The sequence below is a fragment of the Halorhabdus utahensis DSM 12940 genome, assembly GCF_000023945.1.
Taxonomy (GTDB): Archaea; Halobacteriota; Halobacteria; order Halobacteriales; family Haloarculaceae; genus Halorhabdus; species Halorhabdus utahensis.
Genome location: NC_013158.1, coordinates 651,812 through 674,706, shown reverse-complemented (window position 1 = coordinate 674,706; position 22,895 = coordinate 651,812). Strand labels below are relative to the sequence as shown.

At 62.9% G+C, this 22,895-nt stretch carries 31 protein-coding genes and 1 tRNA gene; 25 read left to right on the top strand and 7 right to left on the bottom strand.

Features of this window, described 5'->3' with window-relative positions; all coding sequences use genetic code 11:
• Positions 1-157 precede the first annotated feature (157 nt).
• The 4 genes from HUTA_RS03345 to HUTA_RS03330 all read left to right on the top strand — a co-directional run bounded on the left by HUTA_RS03345 (position 158) and on the right by HUTA_RS03330 (position 4,050).
• Positions 158-1,648: an NAD(P)/FAD-dependent oxidoreductase gene (locus HUTA_RS03345; protein WP_015788449.1), complete on the top strand. Its 1,491-nt coding sequence runs from the start codon at positions 158-160 to the stop codon at positions 1,646-1,648.
• Positions 1,641-2,993, top strand: coding sequence for an NAD(P)/FAD-dependent oxidoreductase (locus HUTA_RS03340; protein WP_015788448.1), 1,353 nt, complete (start codon positions 1,641-1,643; stop codon positions 2,991-2,993). Before HUTA_RS03345 ends, HUTA_RS03340 begins: the two co-directional genes overlap by 8 nt.
• Positions 2,994-3,389 carry a DUF1667 domain-containing protein gene (locus HUTA_RS03335; protein WP_015788447.1) on the top strand — a complete coding sequence of 132 codons (396 nt, stop codon included), beginning with the start codon at positions 2,994-2,996 and terminating at the stop codon, positions 3,387-3,389. It abuts the gene before it with no gap.
• 115 nt (positions 3,390-3,504) lie between these two features.
• Positions 3,505-4,050 (top strand): hypothetical protein, encoded by a 546-nt coding sequence (locus tag HUTA_RS03330; RefSeq protein WP_015788446.1) that lies wholly within the window; start codon positions 3,505-3,507, stop codon positions 4,048-4,050.
• A 23-nt stretch (positions 4,051-4,073) separates the two neighbouring features.
• On the opposite strand, the gene HUTA_RS03325 is transcribed toward HUTA_RS03330, so the two are convergent.
• Positions 4,074-5,021 carry a zinc-dependent metalloprotease gene (locus HUTA_RS03325; protein WP_015788445.1) on the bottom strand — a complete coding sequence of 316 codons (948 nt, stop codon included), beginning with the start codon at positions 5,019-5,021 and terminating at the stop codon, positions 4,074-4,076.
• Between the two features lie 278 nt (positions 5,022-5,299).
• Between HUTA_RS03325 and HUTA_RS03320 the strand changes: the two genes are divergently transcribed.
• Both HUTA_RS03320 and HUTA_RS03315 read left to right on the top strand, forming a co-directional pair.
• A complete protein-coding gene (locus HUTA_RS03320) occupies positions 5,300-5,683 on the top strand; it encodes a cupredoxin domain-containing protein (RefSeq protein WP_015788444.1) in 384 nt (127 codons plus the stop codon).
• Positions 5,676-6,818: a YeeE/YedE thiosulfate transporter family protein gene (locus tag HUTA_RS03315; protein WP_015788443.1), complete on the top strand. Its 1,143-nt coding sequence runs from the start codon at positions 5,676-5,678 to the stop codon at positions 6,816-6,818. The genes HUTA_RS03320 and HUTA_RS03315 overlap by 8 nt, the downstream gene beginning before the upstream one ends.
• A 27-nt stretch (positions 6,819-6,845) precedes the next feature.
• On the opposite strand, the gene HUTA_RS03310 is transcribed toward HUTA_RS03315, so the two are convergent.
• Positions 6,846-7,079, bottom strand: coding sequence for a hypothetical protein (locus HUTA_RS03310; protein WP_015788442.1), 234 nt, complete (start codon positions 7,077-7,079; stop codon positions 6,846-6,848).
• 81 nt (positions 7,080-7,160) lie between these two features.
• On the opposite strand from HUTA_RS03310, the gene HUTA_RS03305 reads away from it, so the two are divergent.
• The 4 genes from HUTA_RS03305 (at position 7,161) to purF (ending at position 10,096) form a co-directional block, all read left to right on the top strand.
• Positions 7,161-8,240: a zinc-binding metallopeptidase family protein gene (locus tag HUTA_RS03305; RefSeq protein ID WP_015788441.1), complete on the top strand. Its 1,080-nt coding sequence runs from the start codon at positions 7,161-7,163 to the stop codon at positions 8,238-8,240.
• A 64-nt stretch (positions 8,241-8,304) separates the two neighbouring features.
• Positions 8,305-8,490, top strand: coding sequence for an LSM domain-containing protein (locus HUTA_RS03300; RefSeq protein ID WP_015788440.1), 186 nt, complete (start codon positions 8,305-8,307; stop codon positions 8,488-8,490).
• Entirely contained in the window at positions 8,487-8,660 is a 174-nt protein-coding gene (locus HUTA_RS03295; protein WP_015788439.1) for a 50S ribosomal protein L37e, read from the top strand. The genes HUTA_RS03300 and HUTA_RS03295 overlap by 4 nt, the downstream gene beginning before the upstream one ends.
• A gap of 8 nt (positions 8,661-8,668) precedes the next feature.
• The gene (gene purF / locus HUTA_RS03290) at positions 8,669-10,096 is read left to right on the top strand and encodes an amidophosphoribosyltransferase (protein WP_015788438.1); all 1,428 of its coding nucleotides are present in this window, start codon (positions 8,669-8,671) and stop codon (positions 10,094-10,096) included.
• A 39-nt stretch (positions 10,097-10,135) separates the two neighbouring features.
• On the opposite strand, the gene HUTA_RS03285 is transcribed toward purF, so the two are convergent.
• A complete protein-coding gene (locus tag HUTA_RS03285) occupies positions 10,136-10,690 on the bottom strand; it encodes a DUF420 domain-containing protein (RefSeq protein ID WP_015788437.1) in 555 nt (184 codons plus the stop codon).
• A 96-nt stretch (positions 10,691-10,786) separates the two neighbouring features.
• On the bottom strand, positions 10,787-10,936 hold the full coding sequence (locus tag HUTA_RS15505; RefSeq protein ID WP_015788436.1) for a hypothetical protein: 150 nt from the start codon (positions 10,934-10,936) through the stop codon (positions 10,787-10,789).
• Between the two features lie 160 nt (positions 10,937-11,096).
• Between HUTA_RS15505 and HUTA_RS03280 the strand changes: the two genes are divergently transcribed.
• The 12 genes from HUTA_RS03280 to HUTA_RS03230 all read left to right on the top strand — a co-directional run bounded on the left by HUTA_RS03280 (position 11,097) and on the right by HUTA_RS03230 (position 19,435).
• Positions 11,097-11,393: a DUF5785 family protein gene (locus tag HUTA_RS03280; RefSeq protein ID WP_015788435.1), complete on the top strand. Its 297-nt coding sequence runs from the start codon at positions 11,097-11,099 to the stop codon at positions 11,391-11,393.
• Between the two features lie 176 nt (positions 11,394-11,569).
• Positions 11,570-12,124 carry a CBS domain-containing protein gene (locus HUTA_RS03275; protein WP_015788434.1) on the top strand — a complete coding sequence of 185 codons (555 nt, stop codon included), beginning with the start codon at positions 11,570-11,572 and terminating at the stop codon, positions 12,122-12,124.
• A gap of 971 nt (positions 12,125-13,095) precedes the next feature.
• Entirely contained in the window at positions 13,096-13,515 is a 420-nt protein-coding gene (locus HUTA_RS03270) for an ArsR/SmtB family transcription factor (protein ID WP_049941165.1), read from the top strand.
• Positions 13,512-14,699, top strand: a complete 1,188-nt coding sequence (gene arsB, locus HUTA_RS03265) for an ACR3 family arsenite efflux transporter (RefSeq protein WP_015788432.1) — start codon at positions 13,512-13,514, stop codon at positions 14,697-14,699. The genes HUTA_RS03270 and arsB overlap by 4 nt, the downstream gene beginning before the upstream one ends.
• A gap of 95 nt (positions 14,700-14,794) precedes the next feature.
• Positions 14,795-15,154 carry an arsenate reductase/protein-tyrosine-phosphatase family protein gene (locus HUTA_RS03260; RefSeq protein WP_245529157.1) on the top strand — a complete coding sequence of 120 codons (360 nt, stop codon included), beginning with the start codon at positions 14,795-14,797 and terminating at the stop codon, positions 15,152-15,154.
• A 90-nt stretch (positions 15,155-15,244) separates the two neighbouring features.
• Positions 15,245-16,405, top strand: coding sequence for a permease (locus tag HUTA_RS03255; RefSeq protein WP_015788431.1), 1,161 nt, complete (start codon positions 15,245-15,247; stop codon positions 16,403-16,405).
• Between the two features lie 42 nt (positions 16,406-16,447).
• Complete coding sequence (locus tag HUTA_RS03250; protein WP_015788430.1) at positions 16,448-16,687, top strand: thioredoxin family protein; 240 nt, start codon at positions 16,448-16,450, stop codon at positions 16,685-16,687.
• Between the two features lie 234 nt (positions 16,688-16,921).
• Positions 16,922-17,074, top strand: a complete 153-nt coding sequence (locus HUTA_RS15500) for a hypothetical protein (protein ID WP_015788429.1) — start codon at positions 16,922-16,924, stop codon at positions 17,072-17,074.
• 71 nt (positions 17,075-17,145) lie between these two features.
• Positions 17,146-17,340: a cold-shock protein gene (locus tag HUTA_RS03245; RefSeq protein ID WP_015788428.1), complete on the top strand. Its 195-nt coding sequence runs from the start codon at positions 17,146-17,148 to the stop codon at positions 17,338-17,340.
• A gap of 590 nt (positions 17,341-17,930) precedes the next feature.
• The gene (locus tag HUTA_RS03240; RefSeq protein WP_015788427.1) at positions 17,931-18,230 is read left to right on the top strand and encodes a DUF5779 family protein; all 300 of its coding nucleotides are present in this window, start codon (positions 17,931-17,933) and stop codon (positions 18,228-18,230) included.
• 99 nt (positions 18,231-18,329) lie between these two features.
• Positions 18,330-19,004 carry a hypothetical protein gene (locus HUTA_RS03235; RefSeq protein WP_015788426.1) on the top strand — a complete coding sequence of 225 codons (675 nt, stop codon included), beginning with the start codon at positions 18,330-18,332 and terminating at the stop codon, positions 19,002-19,004.
• Positions 19,001-19,435, top strand: coding sequence for a hypothetical protein (locus HUTA_RS03230; protein ID WP_015788425.1), 435 nt, complete (start codon positions 19,001-19,003; stop codon positions 19,433-19,435). The genes HUTA_RS03235 and HUTA_RS03230 overlap by 4 nt, the downstream gene beginning before the upstream one ends.
• Positions 19,436-19,438: 3 nt before the next feature.
• On the opposite strand, the gene HUTA_RS03225 is transcribed toward HUTA_RS03230, so the two are convergent.
• Positions 19,439-19,651 (bottom strand): ribbon-helix-helix domain-containing protein, encoded by a 213-nt coding sequence (locus HUTA_RS03225; RefSeq protein ID WP_049941403.1) that lies wholly within the window; start codon positions 19,649-19,651, stop codon positions 19,439-19,441.
• Between the two features lie 182 nt (positions 19,652-19,833).
• On the opposite strand from HUTA_RS03225, the gene HUTA_RS03220 reads away from it, so the two are divergent.
• Positions 19,834-20,064, top strand: a complete 231-nt coding sequence (locus HUTA_RS03220) for a hypothetical protein (protein ID WP_015788423.1) — start codon at positions 19,834-19,836, stop codon at positions 20,062-20,064.
• A gap of 4 nt (positions 20,065-20,068) precedes the next feature.
• Here the strand turns inward: HUTA_RS03220 and HUTA_RS03215 are convergent, their stop codons facing one another.
• Entirely contained in the window at positions 20,069-21,103 is a 1,035-nt protein-coding gene (locus tag HUTA_RS03215; RefSeq protein WP_015788422.1) for a ferredoxin--NADP reductase, read from the bottom strand.
• A 587-nt stretch (positions 21,104-21,690) separates the two neighbouring features.
• A tRNA-Ser gene (locus tag HUTA_RS03210) sits at positions 21,691-21,772 on the bottom strand.
• A 414-nt stretch (positions 21,773-22,186) separates the two neighbouring features.
• Here HUTA_RS03210 and HUTA_RS03205 point away from each other — a divergent pair.
• Both HUTA_RS03205 and HUTA_RS03200 read left to right on the top strand, forming a co-directional pair.
• A complete protein-coding gene (locus HUTA_RS03205; protein WP_015788421.1) occupies positions 22,187-22,561 on the top strand; it encodes a 2Fe-2S iron-sulfur cluster-binding protein in 375 nt (124 codons plus the stop codon).
• Between the two features lie 71 nt (positions 22,562-22,632).
• Positions 22,633-22,833, top strand: a complete 201-nt coding sequence (locus HUTA_RS03200; RefSeq protein WP_015788420.1) for a DUF7333 family protein — start codon at positions 22,633-22,635, stop codon at positions 22,831-22,833.
• The last annotated feature ends 62 nt before the right edge of the window (positions 22,834-22,895 follow it).

Genomic DNA, 22,895 nt, shown 5'->3' with positions numbered 1-22,895 from the left:
AGCGGGTCATCCGTCCGTCCAACAGCCTGCCTGTGGACGGATCGGAACTGAAGGCCGTTTCAGGTCCCGTCTCGTGAGCAGTCACCGACCGATCCGGGTCGCTGTTCCCGTTGACAGGGCGGGGGCTGTGCGCTGTGGGGCGACACGGAGTCCAACAATGAACGACCGGACTGACGTAGCAGTCATCGGCGGCGGTGTCAGTGGCACAGCTATCGCTCGCGAACTTTCCCGGTACGAACTCGATGTCACGTTGCTCGAAGCAGCGCCGGACGTCTGTACCGGGACGAGCAAGGCCAACACGGCCCTGCTACACGCCGGCTTCAACGCGAACCCGGACAAGCAGAAAGGACGGCTCAACGTCAGAGGGAACGAACTCTATCACGAGCGGATCCAGCACGAACTCGACGTCCCGATCGAGTGGCGCGGCGCGCTCGTGGTGGCAACCGAGGAAGCCGAGCGCCCGAAACTCGAATCCCTGTTGGAACGGGGGCGTGAGAACGGCATCGAGGACCTCGAAATCGTCGATGGCGAGCGCCTCCACGAACTGGAACCGCACCTCACCGACGACGCTATCGCCGCCCTCTGGGCCCCGACGGCCGGGATCGTCAACCCCTTCGAGCTCACGGTCGGGTTCGCCAACAACGCCGTCAGCAACGGCGCGACGGTCGAACTGAGCGCCGAGGTGACGGACATCGAGGAAACCGCCGATGCGTTCCGCGTTGCGACAGAGCGGGGCGACATCGAGGCCCAGATCGTCGTCAACGCGGCCGGGTTGTACGCCGATATCATCTCGGAGATGGTCGGCGTTGACGACTTCGAGATCACGCCGCGCCGCGGCGAGTACTACCTCTACGATAAGGAGACGGACATCGATGTCCAGCGGACCGTCTTCCCTGTCCCCTCCGAGGTCAGCAAAGGGATCGTCGTCACCCCGACCGACGAGGGCAACGTGATGATCGGCCCGAACGCCGAGGAGGTCGATGACGTGACCGAGAAGGCCACGACTCGCGAGGGACTCGACGAGGTGCTTGCGGGAGCCCAGGAGACCGTCCCGGACCTCTCGAAAGACGACGTCATCCGGGAGTTTGCGGGGCTTCGGCCGGCCATTAAAGAGACCGGCGACTTCCGGATCCGGATCGAACGCCGTGACCCCGGGTTCGTCAACGTCGCCGGGATCCAGTCGCCGGGCCTCGCCTCGGCACCGGCAGTCGCCGAACTCGTCGTCGATCTCGTGGGCGACCTCGCAGGCGGGCTGAGCGAAGACCCGACGTTCGATCCATACTATTCACCGCCGCCGAAGACCCGACACATGAGTCACGCCGAGCGCGCGGCACTGATCGAGGAAGACCCAGCCTACGGACAGATCATCTGTCGGTGTGAGATGATCACCGAGGGTGAAATCCGGGACGCCATCAACGAACCCGTCGGCGCTCGGACGATCAACGCCATCAAGCGACGGGTTCGCCCCGGGGCCGGTCGCTGTCAGGGTGGCTTTTGCCAGCCACGCGTCGTCGAGATCCTCGCCGAGGAACACGGCGTCGATGAAACTGACATCAAACTTGAAGGCAACGGCTCGGAAGTCCTGATCGGCGACACCAAAGAACTGCTGTTGGCCGAGGATAGCGAGGAGGTGCATGCCGATGACTGAAACCGAGGCCGAGGCTGAGGCAGAGCCCGCTGATTCGACCGAGTCGGCCGCCGCGGCCGAGAGTGCGATCCGACGCGAAGCACACGATCTGGTCGTCGTCGGTGGTGGTCCGGCCGGACTGGCTGCGGCCCAGGAAGCCTACGATCACGGGGTCGACGATATCGTCATTCTCGAACGGGACTTCGAACTCGGCGGCATCCTCCAGCAGTGCATCCACAACGGCTTCGGCCTGCACTACTTCGATGAGGAGTTGACGGGGCCCGAGTACGCCCAGGAGTTCATCGAGAACGTCGCCGAGCGCGGCGTCGACATCCGGCTGAACACGATGGTTCAGGAAGTGACCGACGAGAAGACCGTCTACGCCGTCAGCGAAGACGTCGGGCTGACCGAGATCGACGCCGAGGCTGTCGTCCTGGCGATGGGCTGTCGCGAGCGGACGCGAGAGGCCCTGGACATTCCGGGTGACCGCCCGGCCGGCGTCTTCAGCGCCGGAACAGCCCAGCGCTACATCAACATGGAAGGGAAGATGCCCGGCGAGAAGGCGGTCATCCTCGGTTCGGGCGACATCGGCCTCATCATGGCTCGGCGGATGTACCTCGAAGGGGCTGAGGTCCCGGCAGTCCTCGAAGTAATGCCGTACTCGGGCGGACTGACTCGCAACGTCGTCCAGTGTCTGGAGGACTTCGACATTCCACTACGAACGCAACAGACCATCACCGAGATCTACGGCGACGAACGCGTCGAGGGCGTTACCGTCCAGGAGGTCGACGACGACTTCGAGCCGATCCCCGGCACTGAGTACGACATCGAGTGTGACACCGTCCTGCTGTCTGTCGGGCTGATTCCCGAAAACGAACTCTCGGAGGGTGCCGGTGTGGACATGCACCCCGTCACTGGCGGGCCGGTCGTCGACGACGGTCGGGAGACCAGCGTTGAGGACATCTACGCCTGCGGGAACGTCCTCCACGTCCACGATCTCGTCGACTGGGTGACCGAGGAGAGCATGATCGCCGGGCGATCGGTCGCCAAACAGCTCAACGACGAGATCGACATCCGCGAGGAACCGATCGAGATCGAATCCACCGGCGCGGTGAGCTACGTCGTCCCGGAGCGGATCAGCAAATCCGACGCCGACCGCGAGGAACTTCCGTTGTATCTGCGGGTCTATGCGCCCATGAACGAGGTCTTCGTCACCGTCGAGAGCGGCGACGAGCAGTTGGCTCGCGAGTTCGAGCGCCGTGCCGAACCCGGCGAGATGATCACGGTCGATCTCGACGCCGAGGCGCTCGAAGACCTCCCGGAGAATCGTCTCGTGGTTGACGTCGTTCCAAAGGAGGAGATCTAGATGAGCCCTGAAACCGTCGAGATAACCTGTATCGCCTGCCCGGTCGGCTGTGACGTCTCCATCGAGGTCGAGGGTGGGGAGATCCAGTCGATCGAGGGCTTCACCTGCCCCAGAGGCAAGGAATACGCCAAAGAGGAGTACCGGAACCCGACGCGGATCCTCCCGACGACGGCACGCGTCGCGGGTGGCGTCCTCCCACGAGTGCCCGTCAAATCCGCCGAGCCGATGCCCAAACCGGAGCTGGAAGCTGCCATGCGTGAGATCGCTGCCGTCGAAGTCCAGGCCCCGGTCGAACTCGGTGACGTGATCGTCGAAAACGTCTGTGACACCGATGTCGACATTGTCGCGACCCGCGACCTCCCGGCAGCCGACGAGGGGCCGAAAGCCGCCGACTGATCGGTGGGCCAGCCGAGACTGAGACGGCAACGACCCCCTCGGACGCCGCTCCCGTGGTGGCAGTTCCATCGCGTGGACCGTCACGTTCATTCTGCCCGATCGACTATCCATCCCTATGCGCGTTCGAGACTGGCAGGACATCCTCGCGGACGTGGTTGAGAACGACCGTGACCCGGATGGATGGCGCGCCGTCGGTGGTGATCGCGCCACCGGAATCGGCGAGGACCTCTACCTGGGCCACCCCTCGGTGGGCGTCTATCAGCTCAAGACCTACGCGAAGAACCCCTTCGAGGTCCAGGGCGTCGGCGCGGAAGTCGCCCGCAACCTTGACGACGAGATCGAGCCGCTGTTCCCCGAGAAGGGGGCCGGCCGCTTCGGCGTCCAGCAGCCGGTCGAAGACCAGCGCGAGGCCAGAGAGAAGGCGAACCAACTGGAGGCAGTCGTTCAGGAACACGCCCAGTCATCGACCTCCCCTGATGCGTTGTTCGAGGACCTGATGGACGCCCTGGACAGCCCGGCCTACGGCCCGATGGAGTTCGACGCCGACGGCCGCCCCGACGCGATGGACGACCTCACGGACACCTTTGAGGAGGCCGAGGAGCTGCTCGACGCCGAACTCGAGGACTTGATCGACGAGAACGTCGGTCGGGGCTTTTACTGACTGGTGGCCGCACCGATCACCGGTTACGGATCGACACGATCGAGCCACCGGGTGGGCGTATCGAGTTCGTCGTCGGTGGGGAGATTCTCCGGTTGCTCCCAGACGGCGTGAGCGCCATCGATCCCTCTCTCGGCCGCGACGGCCTCGAAGAAGGCCTTCCCGCGCTCGTATTGCTGGCGCTTCAGGCCCAGCCCGAGCAGTCGCTGGATGAGCCCGGCGACCAGGCCACGGTTGTTCCGCCGGCGGTCGAGTGCGTCCCGGAGATCCTGGTAGGGCCGATCGAACGCGTCGTCCATCACGAGTTCGGCGTACCCTTCGACGGCCGTCATCGCCGTGTTGAGTTCGGCGAAGGCGTCGCGATCAATTTGACCGTCGGCGAGGTCCCCCACAGTTTCCTCGACGCGTGTTTCGAGGTAGGTCGACAGCCACGGTGCGGCCCCGAACTCCGCGGCGTGGGTCACTTCGTGGAACGCGATCCAGCGCCGGAACCGGGCGAGTGGGACGTTCAGCTGGTCGGCGATTTCGACGATGTTGGGGTGGACGAAGTACAGTTCGTGGGGGTCCTCACCGAGCAAGACGGGGTCGTACTGCCCGAGGACGTTCCGTCCGAGAAAGGCGAGCATGACCGCCATCGTCCCGGTGTTTATTGTGCGGGCGATGCCCGGGATTTCCGCTGCGTGGATTTCGATCGGTTCCATCACGCGCTCGAAGGTCCCGACGTTCGCCTCGATCCAGTGGTTGCGGTTCAGGATCGTGACCGACTCGGGTAACTCGAAGGCGGCGTTCGTCGCCGCAGTGACCGCGTCTCTGGCTGCCCGAACGTCGGCCGCGTAGGCCTCTTCTTCGGCCGCCGTCAGGGATACCGACCCGGGATCAGTCGCAGCAGTCGCCGCGTCGCCGGCCGCCTCCCAGTCGATCGGGCCCGTTCCCGATGCCTCCCTGAGGGCCCGGGCACTTTCGAACAGATTCATACGGTCGGTAGCCGGTCGCCGAAGATAGGGCTTCCCCTCGGGCAGCACTAGTGTTTAGTTTCGCAGGAATGGGATGTGAGAGCCAGAGGGTCCCCGAGCCACGCGGCAGAGCCGCGGACGCCGGGGATCCTTGCGGGCGCGGCCCCTTTCTTGCTGTTCGCAATCGCGAACCGTTAACCAACCGCCACCTGGGCAGCCGTCGTAACGGTTATAGTCCGGTACAGGCAATATTGTCCTGTTAGAGGATGGCACTGAATCGACGTTGTTTCCTCGGGGGCATGGCGGTGGGGGTCGGATCGGCGTTGAGTGGCTGTCTCGACGCGTCGGGAGAGGACGAATCGACGGGCACCGACCGCGACCATCGGACGACCGTCACGATTCGCGACGGGGCGTTTTCCCCGCGTTCGTGGGAGGCTGCTGCGGGCCACGAAGTGACCGTCGTGTTCGAGAACCACGACGACCGAGAACACGTTTTGCGGGGGGACTTCGGCGACTTCGATGTTCGCGTGCCGGCGGGCGAGACCGTCAGCCGGACGGTGGCTGTCCCGGAGAAACCGGGCGACTATGCGATCGAGTGCAACGGGACCATGGGCCCTTTCAAACTCGAAGCCGTGCCCGCGGATATGCTGGGTGGGTGTAGCCTCGACGAGTCCAATGAGTGAACTCGTCCTCGCGCTGGTGGCGGGCGTCGGATTCGGCGTCTTCTTTCAGAAAGGGCGGCTCTGCTATGCGAGCGCGCTGTCGGATTTCTTTCTGTTTCGATCGTCTCGGGTCGGCGGCGGCATCCTGCTCGCCACGCTGCTGACGACGCTTTCCTGGAGTGGTGCGTATCTTTTGGGCGGCAAAGCCGGGTTCTGGCTCCCCTCGTGGGGGTTCTCTGGGCTGATCGGCGGCGCTATCTTCGGCGTCGGGATGATCCTTGCGGGTGCCTGCCTGACGAGCACGCTCTGGCGCGTCGCCAGCGGCAGCGGCCAGTACGCGCTCGTGCTGGTGGGCATCCTCGTGGGATTCTTCCTCACCGGACTGGCCCACCCTTGGCTGGCGGAGTTCTATTTCACGCCGCTGTGGCTCGGAACTGGCGGGACTGCCTTCGCCGCTCCCGTCCCCGCACCGCTCGTGGCGGTCGCATTCGTCGGCGTCGTCGTGCTCGCGTACGCTGGGGTCGCTGGATCGACGACGCGCCGATTCGACGGGCCGATCGACGAAGACGAGGGGCGGATCAACGGGCTTCGCGAATCCGTACGCGTTGGATTGGCGGGCCTCGTTGCAGGCACGCGCCAGTACGTCGGTGCGCGAACGTCGGGGATCGATGTCGCCCGCGCGCTTCGCCGACCGTGGGATCCCCGGACCTGCGGGATCGGCATCGCGCTCACGGCGACACTCTGGATCGGCGTGTCGAGCGTCTGGACCGTTTCGGGCCCACTCGAGGACTGGGTTGCGTTCGGGTTCGGGGCGATCAGTACCGACCTGCTGGAAACTGTCCCCGGCTTCGCGGCCGCCTATTCCGGCAGCATCTCGCCGGGGATGGGCGTCATTGCCGGATTTCTCCTGGGTGCCTTTCTCGCGGCACTCGCCGGTGGCGACTTCGAGTTCACGCCGCCGTCGCGCTCGGCTGGCGTCACGCCCGTCGCTGGCGGCATCCTGATGGGCGTCGGCGCAACCCTCGCCCCCGGCTGTAACGTGACGAACCTCTACACCGGCCTGGCATCACTGAGCATCCACGGGATCGTCGCCGGAACCGGCATCGTCCTCGGTGCGTACGCCAGTACCCGATTGCTTTTTCGTGCCCGGGGATAGCACGGCTGTTCGCCCGGTCCTCACAAGTCAGGCTTCGATTTCGATATCTTCGCCGTCGCCGGCAAGCAGTTTTCGGGCAAGAGCAATCCCGATGGCCAGGACGGCAAGTCCCAGGAGTGGAATGCCGAGGCCCGCGCCACCTGACTCGTCGTTTTCGTCCGTCCCGTTCAGTTCACCGCGGTTACTACCTCCCTCGTACTCGCTTCCGGCGGGGATCGACCCGTCCTCGAAATGTAGTTCCATGAACGTGAACTCGTCCATACAGGGGGCTCGACGAGTGCTCCCAAAGAAGTTCCGCCGGGCAGGCGAGGTTTTCTTGGTGGGGCCACCCCGAATGGTCGCATGGACGACCCACAGCGGGACTTTCTCGAATCGCTCCTCGACACTGCCAGCCCATCGGGCTTTGAAACGCCCGGCCAGCGCGTCTGGATCGAGTACGTCTCACAGTTCGCCGACAACGTCAGGACTGATGACTACGGCAACGCCGTCGCGGTCCACGAGGGCGACGGGGATCGCGAGATCGCGATCGCCGGCCACGGTGACGAGATCGGATTCATGGTCCGGGACATCACGGACGATGGATTCATCGAACTGTCCCGGATCGGCGGGTCGGATCGGACGGTCACTCGCGGCCAACACGTCACTGTTCACACCGATGCGGGACCTGTCTCCGGCGTCGTCGGCCAGACGGCGATCCACCTGCGTGATCGTGAGGACGACAGTATCGACGACGTAGCCGAACAACACGTCGACATCGGCGTCTCCGACGGCGAGTCCGCTCGCGAGCGCGTCGAGATCGGCGATCCAGTGACATTTGCCTCGGGCCTCGAATCGCTCGCGGGGACGCGGCTGTCGGCCCGCGGCATGGACAACCGCGTGGGGATCTGGACGGCCGCCGAAGCGCTCCGAACGGCAAGCGACGCCGACGCCTCGGCGACGGTCTACGCCGTCAGCACCGTCCAGGAGGAACTCGGACTCCAGGGCGCGAAGATGGTCGGGTTCGATCTCGATCCCGACGCCGTGGTGGCGGTGGACGTCACGCACGCGACTGATACGCCCGACGTGCCGGGAAAACGATCGAACGGCGTCGAATTAGGGGCCGGCCCGGTCGTCGCTCGCGGGAGCGCGAACCACCCGCAGCTTGTCGAGTCACTTCGCTCCGTGGCCGACGAGGAGAACGTCGACGTCCAGCTCGAAGCGACGGGCATCCGGACCGGAACTGACGCCGACGCGTTCTACACCCAGCGTGGGGGCGTCCCGTCGGTGAACCTGGGGCTGCCGAACCGCTACATGCACACGCCCGTCGAAGTGATCGACACCGCGGACCTGACGAACGCGGCCACCCTCCTCGGGGCCTTCGCCGTCGCCGCCGAGTCGCTTGCGCCCTTCGGCGTCGAATTCGACACTGAGTCGAGGGCCTAGTCACCAGCGAGAGGTCGTTTCGAAAGCCGACACGTTTATCAGACTACCGCCGTCTCGTATCCGTATGAGTGGTCAACCACGTGACGTTCTCGAAGAGACTGTCGGGTCGACGGTTACGGTCGATCTGAAAGGCGGCGAGGTTCTGGAAGGCGAACTCACTGGCTACGATCAGCACCTGAATCTGGTGCTGTCGGCGGGCGAAGACACAACGATTATACGCGGCGACAACGTCGTATCGATACACCTATGACCGGGAAAGGAACTCCGAGCCAGGGCAAGAAGAACAAGACGACACATGTCAAGTGTCGACGGTGCGGCGAGAAGTCCTATCACGCCACGAAAGGCGTCTGTGCGTCGTGTGGCTTCGGGAAGTCCGCCAAGCGGCGTGACTACGCCTGGCAAGAGAAGGCCGGCGAATAACCCGATCGATGGACGAAAAGTGCGGTGTGGTCGGCATTTCGCTACAGGATCGTGAGGCCGCTCGTCCGCTGTATTATTCCCTCTACGCGCTCCAGCACCGCGGCCAGGAATCCGCGGGGATCGTGACCCACGACGGCTTCCAGCAGCACAGTCACATCGGCATGGGGCTGGTCGGTGACGTCTTCGATTCCGGCGATATCGACGATCTCACCGGGGCGGTCGGTATCGGTCACGTTCGGTATCCGACCGCCGGCAGCGTCGACTCGAGTTGTGCCCAGCCGTTTACCGTCTCCTTCAAGAGTGGCTCGCTCGCGTTGAGTCACAACGGCAACCTCGTCAACGCCGACGACGTCAGAGACGAACTCGCGAACCTCGGCCACGCCTTTACCTCCGACGGCGATACGGAGGTCATCGCCCACGACCTCGCCCGGAACCTGCTCGAAGCTGATCTCGTCCGGGCTGTCAAACGGACGATGAAACGCATCCACGGTTCGTATTCGCTGACGATCACCCACGACGACACTGTCCTCGGGGTTCGGGATCCGGAGGGCAACCGGCCGCTTTGTATCGGCGAACTCGAGGACGGCTACGTCCTCGCGTCCGAGTCGGCCGCGATCGACACGCTCGACGGCGAGGTCATCCGGGACGTCCGACCCGGTGAACTGGTCGTCCTCCAGCCCGACGGCGAGGGCTATGACACGTATCAACTCGTCGAGCACGACCGGACGGCCCACTGCTTTTTCGAACACGTCTACTTCGCCCGCCCGGACTCGGATATCGACGGTCAACTCGTCTACGACACCCGGCGGGAACTCGGGCGGAAGCTCTACGACGAATCGGGTATCGACACCGACGTCGTCTTGCCCGTCCCGGACTCCGGGCGTGCCTTCGCCTCCGGGTATGCGGCGGCCGCCGAGGATGTCGAGTTCGCCGAAGGACTGATGAAAAACCGGTATGTCGGCCGCACCTTCATCATGCCGACGCAGGACGAGCGTGAACGCGCCGTCCGGCTGAAGCTCAACCCGATCAGGAACACGATCGAGGGCAAAAGCGTCACGCTCATCGACGACTCGATCGTCCGCGGGACGACCTCGACACAGCTGATCGATCTGCTCCGTGACGCCGGAGCCGAGGAGATCCACCTCCGGATCGGGTCGCCGCCGATCGTCGCTCCCTGTTACATGGGGATCGATATGGCCTCCCGGGATGAGTTGATCGCCGGCGACCGCTCGGTCGAAGAGATCCGTGAGACGATCGGTGCCGACAGCCTCTCGTACCTCTCGATCGACGCCATCTCCGAGACACTCGGGACCGACCGCGACGACCTCTGTCTTGGGTGTGTCACCGGTGAGTATCCCTACGACATCGACGGCGAGGCGACCGATCGGGAGATCGCCCGTCCCGTCATCGACGGGGCGAGCGTGGCTGAGGACTGAGCGGGTTGGTAACTCTTTCGCGGCTTGTTCTGGAGCGCGTCACCACGGGGCTATGTACAGGACCACGTAGACGACCAGTCCAAGTGTGAACGAGATTGCCCAAAGCGGCGCGGCGATCCGTCCGATGCGGGGGTGGGAGGTCTCCGGAAGCTCGCGTCGGTCGTACGCGGCGGCCAGCAATAGCACGTAGTAAAGCAGTGGCAGACAGACGATCGCGAGCGTGACGTGAACCGCCAGGATGACCAGATACACCGGTTCGAGCACTCCTGGCCCGGTAAACGGTTGCGTACCCGCGACGGTGATCCGATAGAGGTAGCTGGCGAGAAAGGCGACGAACAGCGCGAACGCGGCCCCCATCCGTCGACGGTGCGCGTCGATATCCCCCCGGCGGACCGCGAGCACTCCAGCTCCGATCGACACCAGTGCGAGGACACTCAGTACGGCGTTTACGTGCGCCAACACGTCGACAGCGGCAGTATGTGGCAGCCACGACGATGGGACCACTCCACCCACCACGCCGAAAATCAGTGCCAGCGATCCCACTGTGAGAACGACGGTCAATTCGACGGTCCGTCTGCGGACGATCGATCGCATACTCGTCACTCGGTGTTGCAACTCCACGATGGTTACGGTCGACAGCCTCGACGACCAGGTGCATGTCGGTACAGTCGACGAATGCGATGGTCGAACTTATCGCCACCCGGTCCGATCAACGTGGTAGTCCGACTGGATCCAGGCGTCGAAGTTCACCCGATCGTAGATGATATACAGCTGTTCGTCCGTATGCTCGGCGTCGATTCGCGGTCGGTCTTTCCCCGACGAGTTACCCGGTGACTCCATTCATATGTCCCCCATTTTGTCGTGGTGTTTCCCCCTCTTGGACGTTCGATCGATACGATACATCTAATGCTCAGAACACGATACCAAAAAACTATCGCCTGTTTCGGACGAGTCCATGGACCCACACAATCCTTTTGTCCGAACCGCTCCAGAAACCCGTATGGACTGGCCCCACGACCCCGACAGCGACGAGGGAAGCGAAGGACGGCGCAAGTACGGACAGGCGATCGTCGCGAAGAAACTCGACGCCGAGGACTTTCCCGTTTCGACCGGGGCGTTCGTCGAAACGTATGGCGATCACCCGGTACGGATCGACCACGAACAGGTCGTGAGCGTCGGTGACATCTTCGAGCACGTTGATGACGCCGAGTTCGACGATTTCCCGGCGTTCCACACGGCTGTCGGTGCGGCGATGCGTGAGGCCGGTTACTGGCCTTTGGAACGAGATCACGCCTGATTTGCGGAGTCCCTTATTCGCTCGAAAACCAGTTCGATTTTGTGCGCACGGCAGTTGGGCTGCTATCGGCTCTTGCCCCACCGAACCCGCATGGTTGTCACCCTCACGCATAGGGACTCTCCGGACTTAAACGTGGCGTAGGTATCTTTTAGAGTCAACGTAGCAAAGTACGAGGTATGAACGGATCGACCAACGTGCGGGAGGTGATGCGGAGAGACTACGTCGGCGTCAGTGAGTCCGACGGCCTGGTGGAGGCTGGCCGTCTGCTTCGGGACGAACGCGCCGACGGTGCGGTCGTGTTACGGGGCAACGAGCCGGTCGGAACAGTCTCGAGTGAGGACGTCCTCGATCAGATGCTCGAGGTCGAGGATCCGACGGCCGAGACCGTCAGCGACGCGATGGAGTCGATGGTTCCGCGGATCGACGTCGACGACCACGTCGAATCGGCGGCCGACCAGTTGCTTTCGAACTCGGTCTCGCTTTTGGTCGTCCTCGACGAACGCGATGAGGTCGCCGGCGTCATCACCAAGGATGACCTGGTCCGCTCCGTGGCACTTAATCGAGATGCACAGCCCGACGGCAGCAATCTCGAACCTGCTCGAACCGAAGCCACGAACGAAACTGACGCCGGCTACTCCAACCAGGGCATCTGTGAACGATGCGGCGCGCTGACGAGCGACCTCATCTCGTTCAACGGGCAGCTCCTCTGTACCGATTGCCGTGACGTCTGAGTCGGCGCGAAGGGCTTTACTCCGTGCGGTGATAACTCCGGGTACGTGCCTCAGTCCCCGCCCGAGTTCACCCACAGGGGTGCGATGACCGCGCGGCGAACCCGGGCACGTGATATCTCGACGGCTTTCGCCGTCTCGGCATTCGGAGGCGTCTTCCGACTCCTCCCGCCTCGGCGGTTGACACCGCCTCGGCATTCGGGGACACCGAACGGTGTCCCCCGCGCTCCCGGCTACCGCCGGTCGCGCATTCGGAGATCCCTGGCGGGATCTCCCGCCCGGCACGAGGGTTTCCCGACCAACCCGGCACGCCGCCAGGGATGAGGTCGGTCGTTAGTGTTCCGGGCGTACACTACGACCTTTTACTACGCGAGCGACTGCGTCGCTCGCTTGCAAAAGCTCGACCAAAAGCACTCCTCGCTTCTGCCGCTCGCTTCACTCGCGTTAGTCGCTCGTCGGCCTCGCGCTCACATCCGTTCGCGCGAGTGAACCGGCGTCTTTGCGAGCGTAGCGAGCAAAGGCTCGGGAGACGACCGAAGGGAAGTCCCCCGGTGACCTTCCGGGTCCTTCGGACCGCTCGGTCGCCGGACGCCCGATTACAAATCCCATGAACCTACTAGTAGTTTCTCGCCCGATAGTGTTCCGGGCGCACCCACTGTCGATAACAGGTTCACCAAGCCCCTGTCCCAGAGGCCACAGTGATTCCGTCACCAGGCGGTTCCCGGTGGCATTCCTTCGCGCAAAAACTCGCCGATGCACTCCGTGCCCTCACGCTGCTTTCGAGTTGCCGTACTTCCCTGATCCTGGTGAGAGTCTCTGGATTCGCTCAGTACCACATTCTAATTTAGCTTCCAGTCAAGTATAATACTGAGATAAATCTTCGCCGTTTAAAAATGCGGCTACATCGCAGCTTTGAGACGCTTTAGGCGAAAAAGACGAAAACATTAATTGAATCCTATCTCAACAATTGAGTGATGAGTCAAGCGACAGATCGACTTCGTCGGTATATGGAAGACGAACTGGGGGAGTGCCGGAACGAGGACGTACAGGCGCGTCTGGAAGAAATCGCATCGCTGGAGCGGACCATCGACGAGCAATTGTCGGTCGAACTCGACGTGCTCGCGGCGCTGGCCAACGAGACACGCTACACCCTCGCGCGGGCGCTGGTGGCAGCCCGCGAGGAGTTGTGCGTGTGTGAACTCCAGCCGCTGGTCGCGGTCAGCGAGAGCGGGTTGAGTCACGCCCTCTCGGAACTCGCGGCGTCGGGGCTGGTCGAATCCCGCAAGGACGGCCGCTGGAAGAAGTACCGTGCGACGAATCGCGCGGTCGCGATCGTGACCGTCCTCGAAGGGACCGTGGCGGTCGAGCCAGCAAGTAACGGGGACTCCCAATGAGCGCGGTCGAACACGAGCACGGCCCGGACTGTGACTGTCCCGACTGTGGCGATCCGCGGTCGATGGACTTTCTCGATAAGTATCTCACTGTCTGGATCTTCGGCGCGATGGCGATCGGCGTCGGACTGGGATACGTCGCGCCCAGTGTCACCGCGCCGATCAATGACTTCTATCTCGTCGAAATCGGCCTAATTTTGATGATGTACCCACCGCTGGCGAAAGTCAACTACGGGCAGTTGCCGCGGGTATTTTCCCAGTGGCGCGTCCTGGGCCTGAGCCTGCTGCAGAATTGGCTTATCGGGCCGACCCTGATGGTCGGGCTGGCGCTGCTCTTCTTCGGCGGTATCGTCCCCGGACTGCCGGCACGCCCCGATTTCTTCCTCGGACTCGTGTTCATCGGGATGGCCCGATGTATCGCGATGGTGCTCGTCTGGAACGATCTTGCTGATGGCTCAAGCGAGTATGCCGCCGGCCTGGTGGCGTTCAACAGCGTCTTCCAGATTTTGACGTACGGTGTGTACATTACCTTCTTCGCACTCGTTCTGCCGGACGTGCTCGGGTTGGAGACGTTGACGGCCGGGATCGCCGAGTTCGAGATCACTGCCGGCGAGGTCTTTGCGGCGATCGCGATCTTCCTCGGGATTCCCTTCGCTGCAGGCATTGCCTCGCGGTTCGTCGGTACCCGAACGAAGGGCGAAGCGTGGTATGACGAGGAGTTCGTCCCGAAGATCGATCCCCTCACCCTTGTCGCACTGCTGTTCACCGTCATCGTGATGTTCGCCACGCAGGGCGGAAAGATCCTCGACGAGCCAGGGAACGTGGTCCTCATTGCCGTGCCGCTGACGATCTACTTCCTCGTGATGTTCGTCGTTAGCTTCGCGATGGGTCACCGGATCGGCGCGGATTACTCGACGACGACTGCGATCGGCTTTACGGCTGCTTCGAACAACTTCGAACTCGCGATCGCCGTCGCCGTCGCGGTCTTCGGCGTCGAGTCGAGTGTCGCCTTCACGACCGTTATCGGCCCGCTGATCGAAGTGCCCGTGTTGCTCTCGCTGGTCTACGTCGCGTTGTGGCTCCAGCGGACGGTCGACTGGCGCGGCCACACTACCGGACAGCTCGACAGCACGAAACCGACGACAGTTGCGGAGACTGACGCGGAACCCGTTACGGAGGACGATTAACCCATGACGGAAGCCACCGATAGCCCCGAACCGCGTTCGTGTGCGTCCAGAACGCCGGTCGCTCACAGATGGCCTACGCGTTCGTGAAGTGAGAACTGGACGCGCGAGGTCTTGACGAACAGCTGTTGATCGTCACGGGCGGGACCCGACCAGCGGATTACGTCCACGAGGAAGTGGTCGAGGCGATGGGCGAAATCGGGTTCGATCTCTCGGATCGGAAGCCCCGCGAAACCACGCTCGAAGAGACCGCAGACACTGACCACGTCATCACGATGGGGTGTTCGGCCGAGGGCGTCTGTCCGGCGACCTGGAGCGGCGACAGCCGCGACTGGGGCCTCGAAGATCCTGACGACAAACCGCCCGGGAAGGTCGCCGCGATCCGCGACGAGATCGAACGGCGAGTCATAGAACTGCTCGACGAGGTCCCAACCGAGAGACTCGAGACGAGCGAGTGAGCAGACTCCCGAATCTGTTTCAATAGCATTTGAAACCGATAGCTATATGTCTCCCTGCGTTTTAGATTTGTTTGAAATGGTGGTCACACAGTGGCGCTGGTGACACTCCTCTTCGAGATACTCCGAGCGGGGATCGACGAGACGCTGTCGTACCTGACGTTGCATGTCATCACGTGTCTGGTGCCCGCCTTCTTCATCGCCGGCGGGATCTCGGCCGTCTTGTCGGATCACTTCGTCACGAAGTACCTGAGCGCGGACGCCCCGAAACTGCACGCCTATTCGATCGCGTCCGTATCGGGCGTGGCGCTGGCGGTGTGTAGCTGCACGATCCTCCCGATGTTCGCCGGCCTCTACAAGAAAGGCGCGGGGATCGGCCCGGCGACGGCCTTTCTGTTCTCGGGGCCGGCGATCAACGTCCTCGCCGTCGTGTTCACCGCGAGTGCGCTCAGCCTCCCGCTCGGGGGCGCGCGAGCGTTCTTCGCGGTCACGATGGCCGGGGCGATCGGCCTCACGATGGCCTTCGTCTTCGGGAGTGGCGACGATCGCGAGACTCCGGAGGGACAACCCGCGATGACTGACGGGGGTGAGCGAACCGAGCGCGAGCGGCCGCTGTGGGTGACGGGCGGCTTTTTCGGGAGTCAGGTCGCGATCCTCCTGATCGCCGCCACCGGCTTGCTCACCTGGGCGGTCAAAGCACCGGTGCTCGCGCCGCTGTTCGCCACACTCGGCTACCTTCTGTGGGCCGAATTCGATCGGGACGTGATCGACGAGTGGCTGCAGGAAACGTGGTTCTTCACGCGGACGATCTTTCCGTTGTTGCTCGTGGGCACGTTCGTCATCGGCATCATCGGCGCGATCGCAGCGATCGTCCAGGGGATGGGGCCCTTAGAGACGATCACGCGAGGCGGCGAGACGTTCGTCGCCCACCAGGTCGCGCCTGGATTGCTCACGAAGGGGATCTTCGGCGAGACGACGGTGCTGTCGGCCGGCCTGGGCGCGGTCATCGGCGCGATCCTGTACATGCCGACGCTGCTGGAAGTACCCATCGTCGGCTCGCTGTTCGGGTACACGAACGGTCTGATGGCTGACGGCCCCGCGCTCGCGTTGCTACTTGCCGGCCCGTCGCTGTCGCTGCCGAACATGCTGGTGATCTGGAAGACCATCGGCACCAAGCGGACGGCGCTTTACGTCGGACTCGTCGCCCTCGCGGCCACCGTTGCTGGGCTGATTTGGGGCCTGCTGATCGTCTGAGCTATCGCTATCGAATCACCATACGAACCAACAACACGACCCATGAAAATCGAAGTCATCGGCCCTGGTTGTGCCAGGTGTAAGAAGACCGAACAGCACGTCACGCAAGCACTCGATCAACTCGACGCTATCGATGCGACTGTCGAGAAAGTCGAGGACCAAATGGAGATCATCGACCGCGGTGTGATGCACACGCCGGCCGTCGCCGTCGACGGCGAGATACAGACGGAAGGCGACATCCCGGACGTCGATCGACTCGTCGAGGTGCTGCAGTCGGCGTAAGGCGTAGATGCGTGCGGCCTCCATCGGGCGAGGCCGGAGAAGCGACCGGCTTCCATCGATCGACCGGTCGTCTGTGCCCCTGTGAAAACCAGCGAGTACACGTCCGTTTACCGTCCAGATTGGATCTCGGTCGGTGAGTTCTGTTCGCCTAATCGTCAGATTCTGATCACGATCTTTCACTTTCAGTCCATGACGTAGTTATAAATACTGTGGTATTGTATCACATGGGTTGGGATGGCAACCGAGACGTGTGCAGTCTGTGACGGGGAGTTTCCGTTCGATAGCACTGTTCATCTTCTCGTGCACACGAACACTGAGGACGGCGTCCTCGAGTGGTACGTCTGTCAGCAATGTTACGAGCAGGACGTTGCGTCGCTGCTGGAGTGATCCACCCCAACCCTCGTGGTATCGTCACTCTCGGAAGGGTTATGCCCGCTACAATTGTACATTTGTTTGCAATGGCAAACGGAAAAGTAGATTTCTTCCACGACACTGGCGGGTACGGTTTCATCGAGACTGCGGACGCGGACGACGACGTTTTCTTCCACATGGAGGACGTTTCGGGCCCGGATCTCGAAGAGGGACAGGATATCGAATTCGACATCGAGCAGGCCGAGAAGGGGCCCCGCGCGACCAACGTCGTCCGCGCATAGATCTTCGCGTCGCTGCCGGTCGGCAGCGCTGTAACGATAGTCTTTTCAGATGAGACATCGGTCGGACTGATTTCGTGAGCAGGGACCACCTCGAACCGCAAGAGCCCTCCCGGCATTTCGAAAACGTGTCCGTCGCCTCTGGACGAAGAGTCACGCGCTGTCGTGGGTAGTGTTCAGATAAGGATCTAACCAGAGTGAGACTGCCCTGAAAGGGCGATCCAGTTTCGGTCCCGCGCCTCGCTGTCGCCGGAAATCGGAGATTTCCGAGATGACGAAAGAGCTTCGCTCTTTCGGACCACGCGCTTCGGCCGCGTTGCGGCCTGCAGTGCTTGCTTCGTCGGGGTTCCCGAAAAGGGAGGTCGGCGTCGCCGACCTCCGCAAACCGTGGCGGCTGCGCCGCCACGCGTGGATCGCCCTTTCATTTTACCAGAAGACGCAGTCTTCTGGTCGCCCGAAAATCTTCGATTTTCGCAGGCCGCCAGGACCCGGCTGAAAAGCCAGCAGAAACAAACTCTTTGCTCGGTGCTTATCTGAACACTGCCCTGTCGTGAGCGCGTGGATTTTTACCGTCCGCTCACCCACAGAGGGACATGGGCGAATTCGACCTGGATCTGGGAGCCGTCGAATCAGAGTTGCCGGACGCGGACGACGGGTCGCCGGACGGCCGTGTTGTCCTGGATGTTCTCGACGGAACGACGCCCGAGGGAGAGTGGGTCGATCTCGTCGATGACGGCGCGATCCTCGTGTTGAACGTCGAGGGTGACGTCAACGAACGGGCCGCTGGCTTCGCCCGAGACATCCGTGATGCGGGTGGGAGTTTGATGCACTTTCGTGGCTTCCTCGTCGTGACGCCGCCAGGCATCGAGATCGACACGGACCGGCTGTCCTGACCGGCCGCGGGGGACGCTTGCCGGTGAGCGATGGCCCGTTCGGCCGCATGGTTGTCCGCAGGCTGACGGTTTATACCCGCAGAGCCCGTACCATCAGGTATGCCACTGAAGTCCACGAGCCAGGCGACGTTCGACCCAGACGACCGCTGGGACGGCGGCACGACCTGGATCGCCCATCCCGAGGAGTCGATGCAACGGGCGAGTCACGCGCTGGTTGTCGATGGTGACGTGTGGGTCGTCGACCCCGTCGACGCCGACGGACTCGACGAGCATCTCGCCGACCTCGGCGATGTCGCGGGCGTCGTCGTCCTTCTCGACCGCCACAAGCGGGACACCGATGCGGTCGCACTCAGACACGACGTGCCGGTGTACATCCCGGAGTGGATGGACGGCGTGGCCGAAGCGATGACTGCACCGGTCGAACGCTTCGGGACGACGCTGGCGGACACGTATACTGTCTACCCGATCAAGGATTCGCGATTCTGGCAGGAAGCCGCGCTGTACGACGAAGACGACGGGACGCTCGTGATTCCCGAAGCGGTCGGGACGGCGTCGTATTTCCGCACGGGTCGCGAACGCATCGGGATCCACCCGATGCTCCGTCTCAGACCGCCCCGCCGACTCCGGGAATTCAGTCCGGAGCGCATCCTCGTCGGCCATGGCGAACCGCTCCGGTCGGACGCCGACGACGCACTTGCCGACGCGGTAGACGGGGCACGACGCCGGACGCCGGCGCTGTATTTCGACGCAGCAAAGGACCTCGTATTCGGATGACTGCTCCGGGGACAACGGATCCGATCTACGCTACTGCGGGACTGATCGACGTCCTCTTAGAGCAGGCGGCCGAGCGCGCACCCGATCCGGTCACGATCTCGCTGTCAGTGACAGCCGCTGGCGATTTCTCGGCGCTCGACCTTCCGCCAGAGACGCCCGTGTTCACCCATCTCTACCTCCCGGATGCCGGCAGTTCCATAAACTTCGTCTTCGGCGTCGATTTGGGCACGCCCGCGGGACAGACCCAGGGGCGATTTCTGTCCCACCCTGAGGGACGACTCGAGCCCGCCCAGTCGGACGACTTCCACGCGGTCGTGTTCGTGGCCGTCCCACCGTGGAATCGCGATTCGATTGCCGTCTTCGACCGCGACAGTTCGCCGCGTGAGCTTCGGGTGCTCGACGTTGAACCACCGGAAGAGCACCTGGACTGATATCTACTCCTCCAAGTAACCGAGGTCCTGCAGCTGGGTGGCGATCTCTTCGAACTCTGCCTCGGTGAGCTCCCCCGAGCGCTGGTGCTGGATGACGATGCTTCGGAGCAGAAACCGGACGAGGTCGCTCGTCGAGGAGAAACTTGTCCCCTCGATCGTATGTTCGACGCGGTCTGCGAGTTCTTTCGGGATCGAAACGGTGGTGTATTCGGTCATGTCGATCCAGACGGGAGCGACCGGGTTAGGCATTGCGTCGAAAGTTACTGATGGTTCTGCTAATCCGGACGACGGGAAGGATCCCCGTGGGAAGAGAGTGTGATTGCAATGAAAACTATCGTGATGGAACAACCCCTCATTTTTTCCATGTTCCATGTGACGGTTGTTTTGGGATATTAACCATGGCAATACTCGATTCCTTCGGTGGACTGGTAGCGGGCCTGATCGCGGCACTGGTCATGCTGGTGTTCGCGATCCTGAGTTTCTTTGTCACGGTGTTCATCGTGGACGTCGGGGCGAATCTGGCAGTGGATAGTCCGAGTCCGGACTTCGTGACGCTCTCGGCCGCGATCCTCTCGTCAGGGGCGATCGTCGCTGGCGCGTCCCCGATGACGGGCCTCGCCGGCGAGTGACGATTCATCCGAAGCCTTCGGATTCGATCCGCTTCTCCGGGATACCCAATCGTTCGACGGCCGCAACGAGACTGTACACCATCGCGTTGATCCCGCAGGCGTAGACGTCGACGTTGTCGGGATCGATCGATGAGGACTCGTTCGAATCTGGGCCGTCTTCGATCCGTTTGTCGAGGAGCGCCCCCACCGGCGTCGCGACTTTCGTCTGGTCGATGTGCTTGAGCAGGGCGTGCTGGACGTAATCCGTCTCGCCGTCCCAGTCGCTGAGATACGGCTCCCGGCTGAGACAGGGCACGAAGTGAAAATTGTCGCGCTCGCGGGCCAGTCTTCGGAACGCCGCCCGGTACGGCAGGTCGTCGGCCCACGCCGCGCCGAGGAACAACCACACGTCGCGTCGCTCTCCGTCGTACTCGTCGCGCGCGGTCTCGAACAGGTAGTCGATCATGCTCTTGAACGGGGCCACGCCGGTACCCGTCGCGAGAAAGACAATGTCCCGTGGCGAGGAATCTGCCAGGACGAGGTCCCCGTACGGACCGCGGACAGTCACCTCGTCGCCGACGGCGATATCGTCACAGATCCGAGGTGACAACCGCCCGCCCGGTACCCGCCGCACGCAGATCTCGAGGGTGTCGCGGGTAGGCGAACTCGAAAGCGAATACGCCCGTGACGTTCCATCGTAACGGAGTCCGATGTACTGACCGGCGACGAAATCGACATCGGACTCGGTGGCCAACTCGACGCGGGCGAGCATCGGCTTCGGCCGATCGTATCGCTCTGCCAGCGTCGCCACGCGTCGGGCCACGGGCTGATGCCCGTCGGCGACGAGGCGTTCGCGCAAGCCATCCCAGTCGGCCGGCCCCTCGATCGGGCTGTATTCCGGAGCGGACTCGGCGACCCAGCGATTGATCGCCCGCGTGACCTCCGGCCGCCGGTCCTGATCCATCTTCGTGACCCGCGTCACGCGAGCGGATTCCGTGACCAGCGGGAGGTCGGCGATCGCGTCGTGCTGGGATGCGTGGTCCCTGACCTGAGCATCCATACCGGACGCATGAGGCACCGATGGAAATGCATACCGGCCCCGTCAAACGATTCTTCCGCCGGCTCTCCACGTTGACCGGTATCTGCGCACGAAAATGCTCGCTCGGCTGTGCGCGTCTGGCGTGATGCAAATCCCAACTTGTCGCATTTGCTGCTCACGGATAGTTCGCAGTAAAATACGGTGTCCTGTCGAGCGAAGCGAGACAGCGCTCGTCGGATGACGAACGGAATCCGACGGTGGGGCTGGGATTTGAACCGAGCCAAGACGGTCCTGCTCACTTCGTTGCGCGGGCTGCGACTTGTCGGCTTCAAATCCAGTTGCACCGCTCCGCGCTCACGTTCGTTCGCGCAGAAGCGGTGGGGCTGGGATTTGAACCACGCGAAGGTGGTCGCTCGCTCCACTCGCGCTCCACCTTCTCTAATTCAAATCCCAGTTGACGTATTTATCGCTCGCGGTTTTGCTCGCGACAAAAGTACGGTGGGGCTGGGATTTGAACCCGATGCCAGACGTGCTCGCTTCGCTGCGCGCGTCTGCCGTGATTCAAATCCAGTTGCACCGCTCCGCGCTCACGTTCGTTCGCGCAGAAGCGGTGGGGCTGGGATTTGAACCCAGGAGGCTTGCGCCACCGGTTTTCAAGACCGGCGCAATGGGCCGCTCTGCCACCCCACCACGATAGCCTGGACGACCATGCCTCGGTATGGTCACACCGGCGGTCACTCAGGTGCGTTTGCCAGCACCAACACGTGCCAAACCGGAACCGAGCGGTCGCGTGTGCGATTGGCTGCGGCATCTAAACGAATGAACACACTGAATTTCAAGCTGTCGTTCTCAGTCGTGGCCTGACGGGTTGCCGTGACGCCCCGAACGCGACCTGACGACCACGATCAGAGGGATAGCTGTCGTACTCGTGGTCCGCTACTGCAACGACATGGGCCACACAGCAACGAGCCAAACGCGTTTGGTGATCCAGGTCCTACCTGTGAGCATGTCTCCTTTCGAGTTTTGGGGCCACGTCGACCAATCGCGCGACGGAACTGACCACGTGGAAACAGGCACCGCCGTCCATACCACCAGACACTGCTGATGAGTGACGAATCGACGGCCGAAACAGGAGAAAACGACACAGTGACTGTGACGGTCTTTGACGGCGAGACTCGGACCGAGGTATCAGTCACGCGCGGCCGGATACTTCGTGACGGACTCCTCGAACAGGGATTCTCGCCGTACACACGGCTGACAGCGTCAGCGAACTGCGGCGGCCGTGGGCTCTGTGCGACCTGTGGCGTGCGGTTGCGTGATGGGCCGCCGCCGAAGCACTGGCACGACCGGCTGGCAGCCCGGTTTGGCTACCCCCGCCTGTCCTGTCAGGTGACCGTCGAGGCCGATCTCACCGTCGAACTGGTCGCGGACAAACGCATCTGGGGATCTCGGAACGCCACCGAAAACGATTCCCGGTGACGGCCGGCCCACGGCTCGAAACTTCGCGCCCACAGCCCTGACCTTTTGATGGTTGAGTCCAAGTATCCCCTATGGATCGTGAACTCTCCTTGCCGGTGGCTGTGGGGATCATCCTCGCAGTTATCGCCGCAGGCACTGGTGGACTGATCGTGGCACCGATCGGGATGACGGCCGAGACGACGCTGATGATGGTACTGCCGTCGATGCTCGTCTTCGCCGTCGTCGTGTTCGTCGTCGGTGTCATGCACGGCCAGCACCGCGCGAACACCTAATCACGGTTCGGTCGCTGCCGGCCGACCGGCAAGTTTTTTCGCCGCCTGCACCGAGCCAGGGA

Bases quoted from the DNA above. Each gene is read 5' to 3' on its own strand.
- HUTA_RS03300 (WP_015788440.1), top strand. From the start codon at position 8,305: ATGAGTGGTCAACCACGTGACGTTCTCGAAGAGACTGTCGGGTCGACG.
- HUTA_RS03330 (WP_015788446.1), top strand. From the start codon at position 3,505: ATGCGCGTTCGAGACTGGCAGGACATCCTCGCGGACGTGGTTGAGAAC.
- arsB (WP_015788432.1), top strand. From the start codon at position 13,512: ATGAGCGCGGTCGAACACGAGCACGGCCCGGACTGTGACTGTCCCGAC.
- HUTA_RS03295 (WP_015788439.1), top strand. From the start codon at position 8,487: ATGACCGGGAAAGGAACTCCGAGCCAGGGCAAGAAGAACAAGACGACA.
- HUTA_RS03220 (WP_015788423.1), top strand. From the start codon at position 19,834: ATGGCAATACTCGATTCCTTCGGTGGACTGGTAGCGGGCCTGATCGCG.
- HUTA_RS03270 (WP_049941165.1), top strand. From the start codon at position 13,096: ATGAGTCAAGCGACAGATCGACTTCGTCGGTATATGGAAGACGAACTG.
- HUTA_RS03285 (WP_015788437.1), bottom strand. From the start codon at position 10,690: ATGCGATCGATCGTCCGCAGACGGACCGTCGAATTGACCGTCGTTCTC.
- HUTA_RS03335 (WP_015788447.1), top strand. From the start codon at position 2,994: ATGAGCCCTGAAACCGTCGAGATAACCTGTATCGCCTGCCCGGTCGGC.
- HUTA_RS03245 (WP_015788428.1), top strand. From the start codon at position 17,146: ATGGCAAACGGAAAAGTAGATTTCTTCCACGACACTGGCGGGTACGGT.
- HUTA_RS03240 (WP_015788427.1), top strand. From the start codon at position 17,931: ATGGGCGAATTCGACCTGGATCTGGGAGCCGTCGAATCAGAGTTGCCG.
- HUTA_RS03305 (WP_015788441.1), top strand. From the start codon at position 7,161: ATGGACGACCCACAGCGGGACTTTCTCGAATCGCTCCTCGACACTGCC.
- HUTA_RS03235 (WP_015788426.1), top strand. From the start codon at position 18,330: ATGCCACTGAAGTCCACGAGCCAGGCGACGTTCGACCCAGACGACCGC.
- HUTA_RS03205 (WP_015788421.1), top strand. From the start codon at position 22,187: ATGAGTGACGAATCGACGGCCGAAACAGGAGAAAACGACACAGTGACT.
- HUTA_RS03230 (WP_015788425.1), top strand. From the start codon at position 19,001: ATGACTGCTCCGGGGACAACGGATCCGATCTACGCTACTGCGGGACTG.
- HUTA_RS03315 (WP_015788443.1), top strand. From the start codon at position 5,676: ATGAGTGAACTCGTCCTCGCGCTGGTGGCGGGCGTCGGATTCGGCGTC.
- HUTA_RS03325 (WP_015788445.1), bottom strand. From the start codon at position 5,021: ATGAATCTGTTCGAAAGTGCCCGGGCCCTCAGGGAGGCATCGGGAACG.
- purF (WP_015788438.1), top strand. From the start codon at position 8,669: ATGGACGAAAAGTGCGGTGTGGTCGGCATTTCGCTACAGGATCGTGAG.
- HUTA_RS03345 (WP_015788449.1), top strand. From the start codon at position 158: ATGAACGACCGGACTGACGTAGCAGTCATCGGCGGCGGTGTCAGTGGC.
- HUTA_RS15500 (WP_015788429.1), top strand. From the start codon at position 16,922: ATGGCAACCGAGACGTGTGCAGTCTGTGACGGGGAGTTTCCGTTCGAT.
- HUTA_RS03225 (WP_049941403.1), bottom strand. From the start codon at position 19,651: ATGACCGAATACACCACCGTTTCGATCCCGAAAGAACTCGCAGACCGC.
- HUTA_RS03275 (WP_015788434.1), top strand. From the start codon at position 11,570: ATGAACGGATCGACCAACGTGCGGGAGGTGATGCGGAGAGACTACGTC.
- HUTA_RS03280 (WP_015788435.1), top strand. From the start codon at position 11,097: ATGGACTGGCCCCACGACCCCGACAGCGACGAGGGAAGCGAAGGACGG.
- HUTA_RS03200 (WP_015788420.1), top strand. From the start codon at position 22,633: ATGGATCGTGAACTCTCCTTGCCGGTGGCTGTGGGGATCATCCTCGCA.
- HUTA_RS03250 (WP_015788430.1), top strand. From the start codon at position 16,448: ATGAAAATCGAAGTCATCGGCCCTGGTTGTGCCAGGTGTAAGAAGACC.
- HUTA_RS15505 (WP_015788436.1), bottom strand. From the start codon at position 10,936: ATGGAGTCACCGGGTAACTCGTCGGGGAAAGACCGACCGCGAATCGAC.
- HUTA_RS03310 (WP_015788442.1), bottom strand. From the start codon at position 7,079: ATGGACGAGTTCACGTTCATGGAACTACATTTCGAGGACGGGTCGATC.
- HUTA_RS03340 (WP_015788448.1), top strand. From the start codon at position 1,641: ATGACTGAAACCGAGGCCGAGGCTGAGGCAGAGCCCGCTGATTCGACC.
- HUTA_RS03215 (WP_015788422.1), bottom strand. From the start codon at position 21,103: ATGGATGCTCAGGTCAGGGACCACGCATCCCAGCACGACGCGATCGCC.
- HUTA_RS03320 (WP_015788444.1), top strand. From the start codon at position 5,300: ATGGCGGTGGGGGTCGGATCGGCGTTGAGTGGCTGTCTCGACGCGTCG.